General features: G+C 64.3%; 16 protein-coding genes. 8 read left to right on the top strand and 8 right to left on the bottom strand.

Features of this window, described 5'->3' with window-relative positions:
• Positions 1-4 precede the first annotated feature (4 nt).
• Positions 5-859: a universal stress protein gene (locus tag CH271_RS12410; RefSeq protein ID WP_094633750.1), complete on the top strand. Its 855-nt coding sequence runs from the start codon at positions 5-7 to the stop codon at positions 857-859.
• 65 nt (positions 860-924) lie between these two features.
• On the opposite strand, the gene CH271_RS12405 is transcribed toward CH271_RS12410, so the two are convergent.
• Positions 925-2,346, bottom strand: a complete 1,422-nt coding sequence (locus CH271_RS12405; RefSeq protein ID WP_094633749.1) for an NAD(P)/FAD-dependent oxidoreductase — start codon at positions 2,344-2,346, stop codon at positions 925-927.
• Positions 2,343-3,848: a gamma-aminobutyraldehyde dehydrogenase gene (locus CH271_RS12400; protein WP_094633748.1), complete on the bottom strand. Its 1,506-nt coding sequence runs from the start codon at positions 3,846-3,848 to the stop codon at positions 2,343-2,345. Before CH271_RS12400 ends, CH271_RS12405 begins: the two co-directional genes overlap by 4 nt.
• Before the next feature lie 142 nt (positions 3,849-3,990).
• Here CH271_RS12400 and CH271_RS12395 point away from each other — a divergent pair, with 142 nt between their 5' ends.
• On the top strand, positions 3,991-4,455 hold the full coding sequence (locus tag CH271_RS12395) for an Lrp/AsnC family transcriptional regulator (RefSeq protein WP_037188142.1): 465 nt from the start codon (positions 3,991-3,993) through the stop codon (positions 4,453-4,455).
• Complete coding sequence (locus tag CH271_RS12390; RefSeq protein WP_037188144.1) at positions 4,452-5,819, top strand: aspartate aminotransferase family protein; 1,368 nt, start codon at positions 4,452-4,454, stop codon at positions 5,817-5,819. The genes CH271_RS12395 and CH271_RS12390 overlap by 4 nt, the downstream gene beginning before the upstream one ends.
• Positions 5,820-5,828: 9 nt before the next feature.
• Here CH271_RS12390 and CH271_RS12385 read toward each other — a convergent pair whose 3' ends face one another.
• On the bottom strand, positions 5,829-7,112 hold the full coding sequence (locus CH271_RS12385) for a thymidine phosphorylase (protein ID WP_094633747.1): 1,284 nt from the start codon (positions 7,110-7,112) through the stop codon (positions 5,829-5,831).
• Positions 7,105-7,518: a cytidine deaminase gene (locus tag CH271_RS12380; protein ID WP_037188964.1), complete on the bottom strand. Its 414-nt coding sequence runs from the start codon at positions 7,516-7,518 to the stop codon at positions 7,105-7,107. The genes CH271_RS12385 and CH271_RS12380 overlap by 8 nt, the downstream gene beginning before the upstream one ends.
• 265 nt (positions 7,519-7,783) lie before the next feature.
• Here CH271_RS12380 and sdhC point away from each other — a divergent pair, with 265 nt between their 5' ends.
• The 4 genes from sdhC to CH271_RS12360 are packed head-to-tail and all read left to right on the top strand — an operon-like array spanning position 7,784 to position 11,198.
• Positions 7,784-8,194, top strand: coding sequence for a succinate dehydrogenase, cytochrome b556 subunit (gene sdhC, locus CH271_RS12375; RefSeq protein WP_082073728.1), 411 nt, complete (start codon positions 7,784-7,786; stop codon positions 8,192-8,194).
• The gene (locus tag CH271_RS12370) at positions 8,194-8,646 is read left to right on the top strand and encodes a succinate dehydrogenase hydrophobic membrane anchor subunit (protein ID WP_032397462.1); all 453 of its coding nucleotides are present in this window, start codon (positions 8,194-8,196) and stop codon (positions 8,644-8,646) included. Before sdhC ends, CH271_RS12370 begins: the two co-directional genes overlap by 1 nt.
• Positions 8,647-8,662: 16 nt before the next feature.
• Entirely contained in the window at positions 8,663-10,414 is a 1,752-nt protein-coding gene (gene sdhA / locus CH271_RS12365) for a succinate dehydrogenase flavoprotein subunit (RefSeq protein WP_037188148.1), read from the top strand.
• A gap of 1 nt (position 10,415) precedes the next feature.
• On the top strand, positions 10,416-11,198 hold the full coding sequence (locus CH271_RS12360; RefSeq protein WP_037188150.1) for a succinate dehydrogenase iron-sulfur subunit: 783 nt from the start codon (positions 10,416-10,418) through the stop codon (positions 11,196-11,198).
• A 64-nt stretch (positions 11,199-11,262) separates the two neighbouring features.
• On the opposite strand, the gene CH271_RS12355 is transcribed toward CH271_RS12360, so the two are convergent.
• From CH271_RS12355 to CH271_RS12340, 4 genes are all read right to left on the bottom strand, one after another.
• Positions 11,263-12,468 carry an acyl-CoA dehydrogenase family protein gene (locus tag CH271_RS12355; RefSeq protein ID WP_052047364.1) on the bottom strand — a complete coding sequence of 402 codons (1,206 nt, stop codon included), beginning with the start codon at positions 12,466-12,468 and terminating at the stop codon, positions 11,263-11,265.
• A gap of 96 nt (positions 12,469-12,564) precedes the next feature.
• Complete coding sequence (locus tag CH271_RS12350; RefSeq protein ID WP_037188966.1) at positions 12,565-13,347, bottom strand: ATP-binding cassette domain-containing protein; 783 nt, start codon at positions 13,345-13,347, stop codon at positions 12,565-12,567.
• Between the two features lie 2 nt (positions 13,348-13,349).
• Positions 13,350-14,408 carry an ABC transporter permease gene (locus CH271_RS12345; RefSeq protein WP_037188152.1) on the bottom strand — a complete coding sequence of 353 codons (1,059 nt, stop codon included), beginning with the start codon at positions 14,406-14,408 and terminating at the stop codon, positions 13,350-13,352.
• Positions 14,409-14,437: 29 nt separating this feature from the next.
• Positions 14,438-15,442 (bottom strand): substrate-binding domain-containing protein, encoded by a 1,005-nt coding sequence (locus CH271_RS12340; protein WP_094633746.1) that lies wholly within the window; start codon positions 15,440-15,442, stop codon positions 14,438-14,440.
• 215 nt (positions 15,443-15,657) lie between these two features.
• On the opposite strand from CH271_RS12340, the gene CH271_RS12335 reads away from it, so the two are divergent.
• Positions 15,658-15,966 (top strand): hypothetical protein, encoded by a 309-nt coding sequence (locus CH271_RS12335; RefSeq protein WP_094633745.1) that lies wholly within the window; start codon positions 15,658-15,660, stop codon positions 15,964-15,966.
• The last annotated feature ends 4 nt before the right edge of the window (positions 15,967-15,970 follow it).

The raw sequence follows: 15,970 nt of genomic DNA, 5'->3' as shown, positions 1-15,970 counted from the left end.
ACTCATGAAGATCACCGTCGGCTACCTCGCCACCCCCAGCGGCGACGACGGCGTAGCCCTGGCCTCCGCCCTCGCCCGCGCCCTCGACGCGTCCATCGACATCGTGCTGGTCATGGCCGTCGACGAACCGGTCATGGAAGGCAGCGGACCGTATCGCAAAGTTCTCGAGGCCAAGGCACGCGGCTGGGTGGACGACGCGGCCGCTCAGGTGCCGTCGGGCATCGAGGTGACCACACACGTTCTCTCCCACGAGTCGTTCGCCCGCGCGTTGATCGACTTCGCGGTGAACACCGATGCCGACATGATCGTCGTCGGCGGTGCGGGTGACGGCCTGCTGAACCGGCACTCGATCGGGTCGGTCGCCAGTCAACTGCTGCATGCCTCGGAAGTGCCGCTGGCACTTGCCCCTCGGGGCTATCGGCTCTCGAACGCACCGATCACCGACCTGACCGTCGCCGTCCCCACCCGGGCATCGGCCCCGAATCCGCTGCCCTTCGCGATCACCATTGCCAGCGCGGCGCACGTTCCGGTCCGCTTGGTGTCACTGGTCTCGCTCGAGCCGACCGGGGCACCGAGCGACGAGACGTCACTGGACACCCGTCGCCGACAGGTCGCTGCCGCGCAGGACAATCTCGACCACGCGGTGCGCACACTCCCCGACATCGACGGTCTGGAGTCGGTCGTCGCCGACGGGTCGACGCTCGACGAGGCGATGGGCAACCTCGACTGGAAGCCGGGCGATGTGCTGTTCCTCGGCTCGAGTCGATTGGCGACTCCGAAGCGGGTGTTCCTCGGTTCGAGCGCGGCCAAGATTCTGCGTGCTGCCCCGGTGCCGGTGGTCGTCGTTCCGCACGATTAGTGCCACGGCAGTGGTGCGGTCGAGTGCCCCGAGTAGCACTCGACCGCACCACTGCCTCTGGCACCTCAGCTGTCGAAGCCGAGACCGAGCGCGTCCATGCCCTTGAGCCACAGGCCGCGTTTTCCGCCGTTGCGGTCGGCTCGGGCGAATGCCGCACGGGTGATGTTGATTCCGATCGACTTGAGGGGCTCGGGCGGGAACGGCAGCGGCATGCTGCGCACCATCTTCAGGCGTGTTCGTTCGGTGTCCTTGCCGTCGAGAAGATCGAGCGCGGTGCGGGCCCCGAAGTGCGACGCGCCGACGCCGAGTCCGGTGAACCCGGCCACCGAGGCCACCCGTCCGTTCATGCCGAGATCCCAGAAGGCGCTGAACCGCGAGCACGTGTCGATCGATCCGCCCCAGGCATGGGTGGCGCGAATTCCTTCGAGGCTCGGGAACATCTGCAGCAGGTGTTCGGCGAGCAATGCGAACTCTTCGGGATGTTGGGTTCGGCGTGGGTCGGTGTCGCTACCGTAGAAGTAGTGCGCATCCCACCCGCCGAACAGGATTCGGTTGTCCGCCGTCAACCGGAAGTAGTGGAATCGGTTGCCGGAGTCCGCCAATCCTTCGCGGCCGGACCAGCCGATGTCGGCGAGCTGCGCCGACGTCAGTGGTTCGGTCATGATCACGTAGTCCCACACCGGGACGATCCAGTGACGGAGTTTGCGGCGCAACGATTTCGACGCCGACGTGGCCAGCAGCACCTTGCCGGCCTCGATGGTGCCGTAGCCCGTCTTCACTCGAATACCGTTGCCGGACTTGTCGATCGACAGCGCCCGAGTGTTCTCGTGAATGCGAACGCCGAGCGATTCGGCCGCGTCGGCCAGGCCCCAGGCGAGTTTCGCGGGGTCGATCATCGCGACATCGGGGTCGAACAGTGCACCGCGCGCCATCGGTGAGGTGATCCTGGACTGCACTGCAGCGGCGTCGAGGTATTCCATCGGCTGCGACAGGCGTGCACCCTCGTCACCGAGCTCCCGCAGGTCGTTCACCTGCCAGTCGAAATTGGCGATGTCGAGCTCGCCGGTGCGCTCGATGTCGGCGTCGATCCCGTACTTCTCCGCAGTCGCGCAGATCGCGTCGAGCGTCTCGGTGCCCATCCGCAGCAACTCGGGTAGTTCGTCGGCGTAGCGGTCGAGCCCGTTGCCCAGTCCGTGCGTCAGGCTGGCCGCACAGAAGCCGCCGTTGCGTCCGGTTGCGCCCTCGGCGATGCGGTCGCCTTCGAGCAGCACGATCGATCGGTTCGGGTTCTCTTCTGCCGCCTGCAGAGCCGCCCACAGTCCGGTGAATCCGCCGCCGATGATCACCAGATCCGCTGCAGCCGAACCGGTGTGCCGTGTCCGCGGGGCCGGGCGTTCGGGACGATCGAGCCAGTAGGACTCCGGTGCCGCGCCCGCCACCATCGCCACGCCGCGGTCGGTGGGTTCGGTTGCCCATGATGCGCTCATCGGGCGTCCTCCTGCGCTTCGGGATCGGCCGACGCGAACACCGTTCGATGCCAACCCTTTCGAGCCACACCGGTGATGTCGGTCATGACGTGCTTGACAGTGAGGTACTCGTCGAGCGAGTAGCTCGACATGTCCTTTCCGAAGCCCGAGGCCCCGAATCCGCCGTGTGGCATCTCGCTGATGATCGGGATGTGGTCGTTGATCCACACACAGCCGGCGGCGATCTCCCGCGTCGCTCGGCCCGCGCGGTACAGGTCTCGGGTCCACGCGGATGCGGCGAGTCCGAACGCAGTGTCGTTGGCGCGCCGGATCGCATCGTCGTCGCCGTGATGCTTGGACACCGTGAGCACCGGACCGAACACCTCGTCGCGATAGATCTCGTCCTGCTCACCGACATCGGCGATCAGGGTCGGCGGATAGAACGCACCCCGGCCCTCCGGGACACGGCCTCCGGTCACCACTCTGGCCCCCGCGTCGCGAGCCCGATCCACCATCGCCGCCACCCGATCTCGATGCGCGACGGAGATCAACGAACCCATGTCGGTTGCCGGATCCGTCGGGTCTCCCACGACGACGCGACCCATCAACTCGGCGACCCCGGCGACGAAGTCCTCGTACAGGGATTCGGCGACGATGGCGCGCGTGGCTGCCGTGCAGTCCTGGCCGCCGTTGATCAACGATCCGGCGACGGCACCGTGCACAGCGGCATCGAGATCCGCGTCGTCGAAGACCACCAGCGGTGCCTTGCCGCCGAGCTCGAGCTGCACCCGAGTTCCGTGCGCGGCGGCCTGCGCCATGACGCGCCTGCCGACGGGAGTGGAGCCGGTGAAGGTCATCAGGTCCAGTCCTGCATGGGAGGACAGCGCGACTCCGGCGTCGAGACCGGTTCCGGTGACGACGTTGAACACCCCGTCGGGCACGCCTGCCTCGGTGGCCAACCGCGCCAACCGCAACGTGGTCAGTGGCGTGAGTTCACTGGGCTTGAGCACGATGGAACACCCGGCCGCCAACGCCGGTATCGCCTTCCACACCGCCATCTGCAGCGGATAGTTCCACGGCGTGATCGAACCGACCACTCCGACAGCGTCACGCCGAATGGCGGAGGTGTGCTCACCCGAGTACTCCGCAGCAGCCTTGCCGTCCAGGTGCCGCGCAGCTCCGGCGAAGAACTCGATGTTGTCCACGCTCCCCGGAACGTCGAATTCCGTTGCCAACCTTGTCGATTTACCGGTCTGCGCCACTTCCTCGGACACGAAGTTCTCCGCGTCGGCCGCAACGAGACGCGCCAGTTCCAGCAACACAGCGCTGCGGTGTGCGGGGGTGGCGCTGGACCACGAGGGAAAGGCCGATCGGGCATGCGCGAGAGCCGAATCGACGTCTTCGGCGGTCGCCAGACCGACCTCGGCGACGACAGCTCCGGTCGCGGGATCGTCGACCTCGTACCGATCACCACTACCGTCGACCGCGCGTCCGTCGATCCAACAACCAGGAATGTTCGCCATACCTGCAGAGTACCGTCGGACCCACGGATTCTCTCTGTTTCCAGCCTTTCGACAACTGATTCTGTCGTCTGAATCCACAATTGACACGCTTTTCATCGTCGACGGGTTGTGTTCACGGCCACGACAGTGACAAGATCGGTCCATGCCCGAGCAACCACCCATCGCACTCGACGACGTCTCCAAGGCGATCATCGAGCAACTCCAGGAGGACGGGCGTCGCTCGTACGCTGCCATCGGCAAAGCCGTCGGACTCTCGGAAGCGGCTGTGCGTCAACGAGTTCAGCGCCTGACGGACTCCGGCGTCATGCAGATCGTCGCGGTGACCGATCCGGTGCAGGTCGGGTTCAAGCGGCAGGCCATGATCGGCATCAAATGCACCGGTGACAGTCATGCACTGTCCGAGGAACTGTCGGCGATCGATGCGATCGACTACGTCGTCCTCACCGCGGGGTCGTTCGACGTCGTCGTGGAAGTGGTGTGCGAGGACGACGAACAACTCCTGCAGATCCTGAACAAACAGATCCGCAGCCTGGACGGTGTCACCAGCACCGAAACGCTGGTCTATCTCAAACTCGTCAAGCAGCAATACAATTGGGGAACACGATGACGCGAACGACATCCGAACTCGACGCTTCCGCAGCCAAGCATCTGTGGGGCCACTTCACCCGCCACGGCGCAGGGGTCACACCCCCGATCATCACCCGCGGTGAGGGCTCGACCATCTGGGACTCGAACGGCAAGAGCTACATCGACGGTCTCTCGGGGCTGTTCGTGGTGCAGGTGGGCCACGGACGCGAGGAACTGGCCGAGGCTGCCGCCAAGCAGGCCAAGGAGTTGGCGTTCTTCCCCCTGTGGTCGTACGTCACCGAACCTGCGATCGAGCTCGCCGAGCGGCTCGCCGGGTACGCCCCGGGCGATCTCAATCGCGTCTTCTTCACCACCGGCGGCGGCGAGGCCGTCGAGAGCGCATGGAAGCTCGCCAAGCAGTACTTCAAGAAGGTCGGCAAGCCCGGCAAGCACAAGGTGATCTCGCGGTCCATCGCCTACCACGGCACCCCGCAGGGCGCGCTCGCCATCACCGGAATCCCGGCGCTCAAGGAACCGTTCGAGCCGTTGACGCCGGGTGCGTTCCGGGTGCCGAACACCAACATCTACCGCGCCCCTGCTCCCCTGGACACCGATCCGAAGGCGTTCGGGATCTGGGCTGCGGATCGCATCGCCGAGGCCATCGAGTTCGAAGGCCCCGACACGGTTGCCGCGGTGTTCCTCGAGCCGGTTCAGAATGCCGGCGGGTGCTTTCCTCCCCCGCCCGGATACTTCGAGCGCGTCCGTGAGATCTGCGACCGCTACGACGTTCTGCTCGTGTCCGACGAAGTCATCTGCGCGTTCGGCCGCATCGGGTCGATGTTCGCCTGCAGCGACTTCGGCTACGTACCCGACATCATCACCTGCGCGAAGGGAATGACCTCGGGCTACTCGCCCATCGGCGCAATGATCGCCTCCGACAAGCTCTTCGAGCCGTTCGACGACGGCACCTCGAGCTTCGCGCACGGATACACCTTCGGTGGCCACCCCGTCTCCGCCGCCGTTGCCATGGCCAATCTCGACATCTTCGAGCGCGAGGGCATCAACGCGCACGTCGCAGACAACGCACCGGCGTTCCGTGCAACGCTCGAGAAGCTGCACGACCTGCCGATCGTCGGAGACGTGCGCGGCGAGGGATTCTTCTACGGCATCGAGTTGGTCAAGGACAAGACCACGAAGGAGACGTTCAGCGACGCCGAAGCAGAACGCATCCTTCGCGGCTTCCTGTCCACGGCCCTGTTCGACGCAGGCCTGTACTGCCGCGCCGACGACCGTGGTGACCCGGTGGTGCAGCTGGCTCCGCCGCTGATCTGCGGTCAGAAGGAGTTCGACGAGATGGAGCAGATCCTGCGCAGCGTGCTGACCGAGGCGGGCAACCTGATCTGACCGGTCTCGCTACAGCCCGATGCGGTCGATCACGAGGGGCCTCGGCTGCGTGGCCGTGGCCCCTATCTCCCAGCTGGATTCGAGTGCCTGTTGCGCGTACTCGAAACGCTCGGGGGTGTCGGTGTACAGGGTTGCGAGCCGATCCCCGGCCCGCACCCGATCACCGGGCTTGGCGTGCAGCCGCACCCCGGCTGCGCTCTGCACCGGCTCACCCTGACGTTCTCGGCCTGCCCCCAGCCGCCACGCCGCCAGTCCGACGCCCATCGCGTCCAGTCCGGTGACGACGCCGTCGTGCGTCGCAGTGAATTCCTGGCTCTCGCGGGCGACGGGTAGTGCGGCATCGGGATCGCCGCCCTGCGCGGCGATCATCGTTCGCCACCGATCCATGGCCGAACCGTCGGCGAGCTTGTCGGCCGGATCGATCCCCTCGATCCCGGCAGCGGCGAGCATCGTGCGCGCCAGCGTGATCGTCAGCTCGACGATGTCGGCCGGGCCACCTCCGGCAAGGACCTCGACCGATTCCTGAACCTCCAGCGCGTTCCCTGCGGTCAGCCCGAGGGGGGTGTCCATCGCAGTGAGGACCGCCAGAGTGCGTACGCCCGCATCGGTTCCGAGTTCGACCATCGCGGTGGCCAGTTCACGTGCGTCGTCGACGTTCTTCATGAACGCACCGGCACCGACCTTCACATCCAACACGAGCGCTCCGGTGCCCTCGGCGATCTTCTTGCTCATGATCGAGCTGGCGATCAGCGGTATCGACTCGACCGTTCCGGTCACGTCGCGCAGTGCATAGAGCTTCTTGTCGGCCGGAGCCAGATCGGCACCGGCAGCACATACGACGGCACCGATCGCCGGATCGGCCAGAATGCGATGCATCTCCTCGCCGCTCAGATCCGCTCGCCATCCGGGGATGGACTCGAGCTTGTCGAGTGTTCCGCCGGTGTGCCCGAGTCCTCGACCCGACAGCTGCGGCACAGCGGCCCCGCAGGCGGCGACGAGCGGAGCCAGCGGCAGCGTGATCTTGTCTCCGACACCACCGGTCGAATGCTTGTCGACGGTGGGCAGCGGCAGCGCCGAGAAGTCCATTCGTGTGCCCGACGCGATCATCGCGTTCGTCCACGTACCGAGCTCGCGACGCGACAATCCGCGCCACAGAACGGCCATCGCGAGAGCCGACATCTGTTCCGGCGCGACGGATCCGCGGGTGAACTCGGCGATCACCCATTCGATCTGCTCGTCGTCGAGAACGCGTCCGTCGCGCTTGGCACTGATGATGGATACGGCGTCAGGCATGGTTGTTCACGCGTCCTTCGTCGAGGTTGTCGGGGCCGAAAGCGTTCGGGAGCAACTCTGCCAGTCGAGCCGGTCCCGAGACGGTGTCGACGAGCAGATCCGGGCCGCCGAACTCGTACAGCAGCTGTCGGCATCGCCCGCACGGCATCAGAATTTCACGCCTGGAATCGCAGCACGAAAAGGCCACGAGTCTGCCGCCGCCGGTCGAGTGCAAGTTCGACACCAACCCGCACTCCGCGCACAGCCCCAAACCGTATGAGACATTTTCCACATTGCACCCGGTGACTATCCGATTGTCGTCCACCAGAGCTGCTGCACCGACCGGAAAGTTCGAGTACGGGGCATAGGCACGGCCCATGGCCTCATGAGCATTGTCGCGCAACGTCTTCCAGTCGATTTCGTTCATGGTGAACCATCCAATCACGGTGTCTGAATTGATGCAGAGATCCGCCCGAAAGTGCGTGCATCAATTGGGAAGGCAAACCTAACACCGGATTTCGGCACCGTACGAACCTCGAGTCGAATTAGTTCCGTGTTTCGAATGGGTTTACAGTTTCGAGTAAGCGGCTAGTACAACCAGCACTAGGGCCGAATCGCGACAAATCGAGCCAGGCAAGACCGACCACCGGGGCTCGATGCGTCCACCAACGACGTTGGAGGCATTGCACTCGATGAGTAGCACGACGGAAGTCGCTCCGGTCAAGGAGCGCAAGCGGTCCCTGTACCGCGGGGATCCGGGCATGTGGTCCTGGGTTCTGCACCGCATCACTGGCGTGTTGACGTTCTTCTTCTTGTTCGTCCACGTCCTCGACACGGCGATGGTCCGGGTCAACCCCGAGACGTACGACGCCATCATCGAGACCTACAAGACCCCGCTCGTCGGTCTGATGGAAATCGGTCTCGTCGCGGCAGTGCTGTACCACGCGTTGAACGGCATCCGCGTGATGCTGATCGATTTCTGGTCCAAGGGACCGCAGTACCAGAAGCCGATGCTGTGGGCGATCGCAGTCGTCTGGCTCGTCGTCATGATCCCCGGCGCGGGACGAATCTTCTACAACATGTTCACGGCGGGTGGTCACTGATGTCGACGCAGGGTCCCGAGGCGAAGGTCCTCGGCACGAACTACGACCGTCCGGCCAGCTTGGCCAACCCGCGTTCACCGCGGCGCCAGAGCAAGGGCAACTTCGAGCTCTACGCATGGCTGTTCATGCGCTTCTCCGGCCTGGCACTCGTCGTGCTCGTCCTGGGCCACATGTTCATCATGCTGATGCTCGACGACGGTGTGCACCGCATCAACTTCGCATTCGTCGCCGGTCGCTGGGCCAGCCCGTTCTGGCAGTTCTGGGACCTGACGATGCTGTGGCTGGCGCAGCTGCACGGCGGCAACGGCCTGCGGACGATCATCGCGGACTACTCCCGCAAGGACTCGACGCGATTCTGGCTGACCACGCTGCTGGTGCTGTCGATGATCCTCATCATGGGCGTCGGCACCTACGTCATCTTCACGTTCGATCCCAACATCACGGCGAGCTAAGGACACTGACGCTTACATGCAGGAACATCGTTACGACGTACTGATCGTCGGCGCAGGCGGTGCCGGTATGCGTGCTGCGATCGAGGCCGGACCCCGTGCTCGCACAGCCGTACTGACCAAGCTCTACCCCACGCGCTCGCACACGGGCGCGGCTCAGGGCGGCATGTGTGCCGCTTTGGCCAACGTCGAGGAAGACAACTGGGAGTGGCATACGTTCGACACCGTCAAGGGCGGCGACTACCTCGCCGACCAGGACGCCGTGGAGATCATGGCCAAGGAAGCCATCGACGCAGTTCTCGACCTCGAGAAGATGGGTCTTCCGTTCAACCGGACGCCCGAGGGCAAGATCGATCAGCGGCGCTTCGGCGGCCACACCCGCGATCACGGCAAAGCTCCTGTGCGTCGTGCGTGCTACGCGGCCGACCGCACCGGCCACATGATCCTGCAGACGCTCTACCAGAACTGCGTCAAGCACGACGTCGAGTTCTACAACGAGTTCTACGCGCTGGATCTGTGTCTGACCGAGACCGACGACGGTCCTGTCGCGACCGGAATCATCGCCTACGAGCTGTCCACCGGCGAGCTGCACATCTTCCACGCGAAATCGATCATCTTCGCCACCGGAGGCTCGGGCCGGATCTACAAGACCACCTCCAATGCCCACACCCTCACCGGTGACGGCATGAGCATCGTGTTCCGCAAGGGTCTTCCCTTGGAGGACATGGAGTTCCACCAGTTCCACCCGACAGGTCTCGCAGGCCTCGGCATCCTCATCTCCGAGGCCGTGCGTGGTGAGGGCGGCATCCTGCGCAACGAGTCGGGTGAACGCTTCATGGAGCGCTACGCACCGACCATCAAGGACCTCGCGCCCCGCGACATCGTCGCGCGCTCGATGGTGCTCGAGGTGCTCGAAGGACGCGGTGGCGGCCCGAACAAGGACTACGTCTACATCGACGTCACGCACATTCCCGAGGAAGTTCTGGACGAGAAGCTCCCGGACATCATGGAGTTCTCCCGCACGTACCTCGGCGTCGACCCCGTCAAGGAACCGGTGCCCGTCTACCCGACGTGCCACTACGTGATGGGCGGTATCCCCACCAAGATCCGTGGCGAGGTTCTGCGCAACAACGAGGACATCGTCCCCGGCCTGTACGCGGCCGGCGAATGCGCCTGCGTCTCCGTGCACGGAGCCAACCGTCTCGGCACCAACTCGCTGCTCGACATCAACGTCTTCGGACGTCGTGCCGGCATCGCGGCGGCCGAGTACGCGAACTCGGTCGACTTCACCCCGCTCCCCGAGGAGCCGGCGAAGATGGTGCAGGACTGGCTGGAGTTGATCCTGTCCGACCACGGTCACGAGCGCGCAGCCGACATCCGTACCGAGATGCAGCAGTCGATGGACAACAACGCATCGGTGTTCCGTACGGAGGAACGTCTCGAGACGGCGCTCAAGGATGTTCGCGCCCTCAAGGAGCGCTACAACAAGATCACCGTCGAGGACAAGGGCAAGCGCTACAACAGCGACCTGCTCGAGGCCATCGAACTCGGCTTCCTGCTCGAAATGGCGGAGGTCACGGTCGTCGGCGCACTCAACCGGAAGGAATCGCGCGGCGGACACGCTCGCGAGGACTACCCCGAGCGCAACGACGCCGAGTACATGAAGCACACCATGGCCTACAAAGAGGGCGAAGGTCTGCTGACCGATATCCGCTTGGATTACAAGCCGGTAATCCAAACCCGCTACGAGCCGATGGAGCGGAAGTACTGATATGAGCGCACCAACACTGGACAAGAAGTCCAACGAGTCCGATCTGCCGCCCGTCCCCGAGGGCGCGGTGATGGTCAACCTCAAGATCGCGCGCTTCAACCCCGAGAACGGTGACGGTCAGCGCTGGGACACCTTCCAGGTCCCCACCCTGGCCACCGACCGTCTGCTCAACCTCCTGCTGTACGTGAAGGGCTACCTGGACGGCACACTGACGTTCCGCCGCTCGTGCGCACACGGTGTCTGCGGCAGCGACGCGATGCGCATCAACGGTGTCAACCGTCTCGCCTGCAAGGTGCTCATGCGCGACATGCTCCCCAAGGACTCGTCGAAGACGCTGAACATCACCATCGAGCCCATCAAGGGTCTGCCGGTGGAGAAGGACCTCATCGTCGACATGGAGCCCTTCTTCGACGCGTTCCGCGCCGTGAAGCCGTTCCTCATGACGACGGGCAACGAGCCGACCCGCGAGCGGATCCAGTCCGCAGCGGACCGCGCCCGGTTCGACGACACCACCAAGTGCATCCTGTGCGCGTGCTGCACCACCTCGTGCCCCGTGTTCTGGAGCGACGGCAGCTACTTCGGCCCCGCTGCGATCGTGAACGCACACCGGTTCATCTTCGACAGCCGTGACGAGGGTGCAACCGAACGCCTGGACATCCTCAACGACGTCGAGGGTGTGTGGCGTTGCCGCACCACCTTCAACTGCACCGACGCATGCCCCCGCGGCATCCAGGTGACCAAGGCGATTCAGGAAGTCAAGCGCGCGTTGCTCTTCGCTCGCTAGCAGGCACATCCACAACGGAAAGCGCCCCTTCGCATATGCGAAGGGGCGCTTTCCGTTTCCGGTCTCAGACGAACGCGCTGAAGCCGGTCACACCACGGCCGACGATCAGGTTGTTGATCTGCGCGGTGCCCTCGTAGGAATACAGCGCCTCGGCGTCGGCGAAGAACCTGATGACGTCGTGCTCGATCAGAATTCCGTTGCCGCCCATAATTTCTCGGGCCCAACTCACCACTTCGCGCAACCGCGTCGTACAGAACGTCTTCGCGAGCGCCGCATGCTCGTCGTAGTGGACGCCGTTGTCCTGCAGTTGAGAGACGCGAATCGCCATGCCGAGCGAGGCGGTGATGTTCGCCGTCATGCGTGCGATCAGGTCGGAGATGAGCTGGAACGACGCGATAGGAGATCCGAACTGTTCGCGTTCGCGCGCGTACGTCACGGCCCGCTCGTACGCGCCCATCATCACGCCCACGGCCTGAAACGCCACTCCCCCACGGGTCAAGCGGAGCACCTTCGCGGTGTCGGCGAACGAGTTGGCCTCGGCAAGCTTGTTCTCGACCGGGACTCGGCAGTTCTCCAGATGGATGTCGGCGTTCTCGACCGCGCGGAGCGAGTACTTGCCCTCGATCTTCTCGGCCCGGAATCCCTCGAAATGCTTTTCGACCACAAAGCCCTTGACCTCGCCATCGGCCTCGTCCTTGGCGAACACGATGGTCAGGTCTGCGAAGGTAGCGTTGCCGATCCAGCGCTTGCTGCCGTTGAGGATCCAGTGATCTCCGTCGAGTCGAGCGGTGGTCTCGAGTCCGCCTGCGACGTCGGAGCCACCGTGCGGTTCGGACAGTCCGAACGCGCCGATCGTCTCCATCCGGCGCATGGCGGGCAACCACCGCTGGCGCTGCTCCTCGGAGCCGAGAATGGAGATACTGCTCATCGCCAGCGAACTGTGCACGCTGAACATCGTTCCGGTGGACGGATCGACCCGCGCGAACTCCATCTCGAGCCAGCCGGTGAGCAGCTTGCGGGAGGCCTTGCGATCGTCGAACGCGTAGCCGAGACCAGCGATCTCGAGCTGGGCGATTTTCGGCATCAGGTGCACCGGCGAGGTGGCCTTCTCCCAGAATTCGTTCGCCCGCGGCGCGACCTCCTCCTGCAGGAACCGGCGGGTACGCAGGACCACCTCGGTCTCGGCCTCGTCGAGCATGCTCTGATACCCGTAGAAATCGGATTCGAGAAAGTCCGGCGACAGTGGTCCGAGGGGCTCGTGCTCGCTCATGTTCGGCTCCTTCGTCTGGCACCTCTCATCGGGCACCGCTACCGATCTTCTACCCGCCGCGCCCGATTCTCACGCATGCACCGCGGCCTTCGCCGGTCAGCGGCGCAGTTCGTCGGAGAGGGTCGCCAGTTCGTCGCCGCCCGCCATTTCCTTGGTGAGGTCGTCGAGCGAGATCTCGTGGTGCGCACAGTCCAACGTCTGACGTCCACGATCGAGGAGAACGAAGTGATCTCCGACCATGTACGCGTGATGCGGATTGTGGGTGATGAACACGACGCCGAAGCCCTTCTCCCTGGCCGCCGAGATGTACCGGAGAACCATGCCGGACTGCTTGACGCCGAGAGCGGCGGTCGGCTCGTCGAGAATCAGCACCCGGGCACCGAAGAAGATGGCGCGAGCGATGGCCACGCACTGACGTTGGCCACCGGACAGCGAGCCGATGGGGGCATCGACGTCCGGCAGATCGATACCCATCTTGCGGAGTTCGTCGATGGTCGTCGCGCGCATGGCATGGGTGTCGAGGGTCTTGAAGATCGTGCCCTTGCGCAGTTCCTGGCCGAGGAAGAAGTTGCGCCACACCGGCATCAGGGAGACGACCGCGAGGTCCTGGTAGACCGTGGAGATACCTTGTTCCACCGCCTGCTTCGGCGAACCGAACGTCGTCGCCTTGCCATCGACGAGCAGTTCCCCCTCCGACTGCCGATGCAGACCGGACATGATCTTGATCAGAGTGGACTTGCCTGCGCCGTTGTCACCGAGAACGCAGGTGACCTCACCGGCACCGACGCGGAGGTCTATCCCGTGCAGCGCGATGATGTTGCCGTAGCTCTTGCCGACGCCTTTCAGCTCGATGAGGGGCGTGTTCGCAGAGGACGTCATGGTCACCTTTTCGCCGCGTAGTTGCGGAAGGAACTGTTCGCGATCACTGCGAACAGCAGCATCGCGCCGAGGAAGAACTTGAACCAGTCCGGGTTCCAGCCGGCATAGACGATGCCCTGGTTGGTCATGCCGAAGATGAACGCTCCGATGAAAGCACCGACAGCCGTACCGTATCCACCGGTCAGCAGGCATCCACCGATGACGGCGGCGATGATGTAGAGGAACTCGTTGCCCACGCCCTGGCCGGACTGGACCGTGTCGAACGCGAACAGCAGATGCATGCCGACGAACCAGGCGCAGAAGCCGACGAACATGAACAGGCCGATCTTGACCCGGGTGACCGGGACGCCGACCGCACGCGCCGATTCCTGGTTTCCGCCGACTGCGAAGATCCAGTTGCCGGTCCGGGTCTTCATCAGCACCCAGGTCGCGGCGAGCGTGAACACGATCCACCACACGACGGTGATGCGGACCGAGACACCCAGCAGCGAGAACGAGGACGAGAAGAAGGCCTTGGCCGAGTCGAATCCCTCCATGTCCGAGATGGACGGGGTGGCGACCTGGCCGGTGACGAGCTTGGTGACGGCGAGATTGATGCCGGTGAGCATCAGGAACGACGCCAACGTGATCAGGAACGACGGAATCTTCGTCGTCATCACCAGGTATCCGTTGAGGAAACCGACCGCAAGTGCCAACACCAGCGCCAATGCAGAGCCCGCCCAGACGTTCAGGTGCAGGTTGTAGGCCAGCATGGAGGCCATGATCGAGGAGAACGTCACCGCAACCCCGGTGGAGAGGTCGAATTCTCCGCCGATCATCAACAGGGAGACACCGATCGCCATGATGCCGATGGTCGAGGATGCGTACAGCACGGTGGCCAGAGCCTCGGGCGATCGAAACGGCGGTGCCACGATGCAGAAGAAGACGAAGATGGCGACCGCGCCGAACAGGGCACCGACCTCCGGTCGAATCAGCAATCGCTGCAACGGTTTCTGCTTCTTGACCCGCTCGTCTGCGATCACGGTGTGTTCGGACAGAGCCGGATCGGCCTGTGTGGACATGAATTTCCTTCCGCGCCGGAGCGACGCACTCAGCGCGTGCCGTTACGGGCGTATTCGGCGACCGCGTCGATGTTGGTCGAATCGATGAACGCGGGCCCGGTCAGCACCGGTGTACCTCCACCGATCGTGTTGCCGTTGTTGAGGTAGAGCCACAACGAGTCGATGGCCAGGTAACCCTGCAGATACGGCTGCTGATCGATGGCCCACGCCACGTCGCCGGACTCGATCGCATCGACGAGTGCTGCGTTGGTGTCGAACGTGACGATCGTGGCGTCGCTGCCCGCATTGGTCTTGGACTGCACCGCAGTCAGAGCGATCGGAGCGGCGAGGGCGATGACGTGGTCGATCGTCGGATCCTGCTGCAGCTTGGCCGTGATGGTCGACTCCACGGACGGCATGTCCTTGCTGTTGACGTTGAGGATCTCGGTGGTGCCTCCGGTGAAGCCTTGCCTGACGCCGGCGCAGCGAGCCTCGAGTGCCACCGCGCCCTGCTCCTGGATGATGCACAGCGTCTTGCGAGCACCGTCCTCGGTGAGGCGCGCTCCAGCAGCCTGTCCGGCGATGGTCTCGTCCTGGCCGAAGTACTGCTGGACTCCCATGTCCTTCCAGGAGTCGTAGCCGGAATTGAACGCGACGACCGGAATGCCTGCGGCGCTTGCCGTCTCGACTGCGGAGGCCATCGCGTCGGGCTTGGCCAGAGTGACCGCGATTCCGTCGACCTTCGAGTCGATCGCACTCTGGACGAGGTTGGCCTGGTTGGGTGCCTCGGGATCTGCGGAGTAACGCAGTTCGATGTTGTCCTTGGCCGCGGCGGCCTCGGCACCCTTGCGAACCAGATCCCAAAAGGTGTCGCCGGGAACCTCGTGCGTGATCATCGCGATCGTCGCCGACGGAGTGTCGGCGACTCCCGCGTTGCTTCCGTCGTCGGACGATCGAGGAGCCCCACCGGTGCTCGAACAGGCCGCGACAGTCAGTGCTGCGACCGCACAGACCGCGCCGACCGCGATCGGCCCGCGTCTTTGCCGAAACCTCATTGCACTTCCCTTTCCAACAACCGGCTCTCGAACACCGACGAATCCGAGCCGCCGACCTGATCACTGTAAGAAACGATTGGTACCCGTCACGCATCTTCGACGATTATTCGTCACACAACAGAACCGGGGTGTGCACCACCGGACCTCGGACGACATGAGAGAACTCTCATCTCCGATTCACGTAGCCACAATCCACCGTCGTCAGACTCGGCCGTGTGCGAACCATCATCGTCTCGGCCCTGGGACTGCTCACGCTCGCCGTGCTCGTCACGGCATTGCTGACGACTCGATCGACGGGCGAGCAGACCCCGTTGCCCGCACCCATCGTTGCACCCGCCGCACCCGTGCAATCCGCCCCGGGTACCCCACAACCCGTTCCCCCTCTACCTGGACCGAGTGAACCCACGCCCACTCCCGCGCCACAATCGGTGGCACCGGACGGATTCGTGCCCCCGCCTCCGCTACCGCCTGCCGACTGGGACGATGACTTCGACGACGACTGGGATGACGATGACGACGACTGACCTT

This window comes from Rhodococcus sp. 05-340-2, from assembly GCF_002258915.1.
In the GTDB taxonomy this organism is placed as follows: Bacteria; Actinomycetota; Actinomycetes; order Mycobacteriales; family Mycobacteriaceae; genus Rhodococcoides.
Note: the sequence above shows the minus strand (reverse complement) of the source record. Positions and strands in the feature narration are given on the sequence as shown.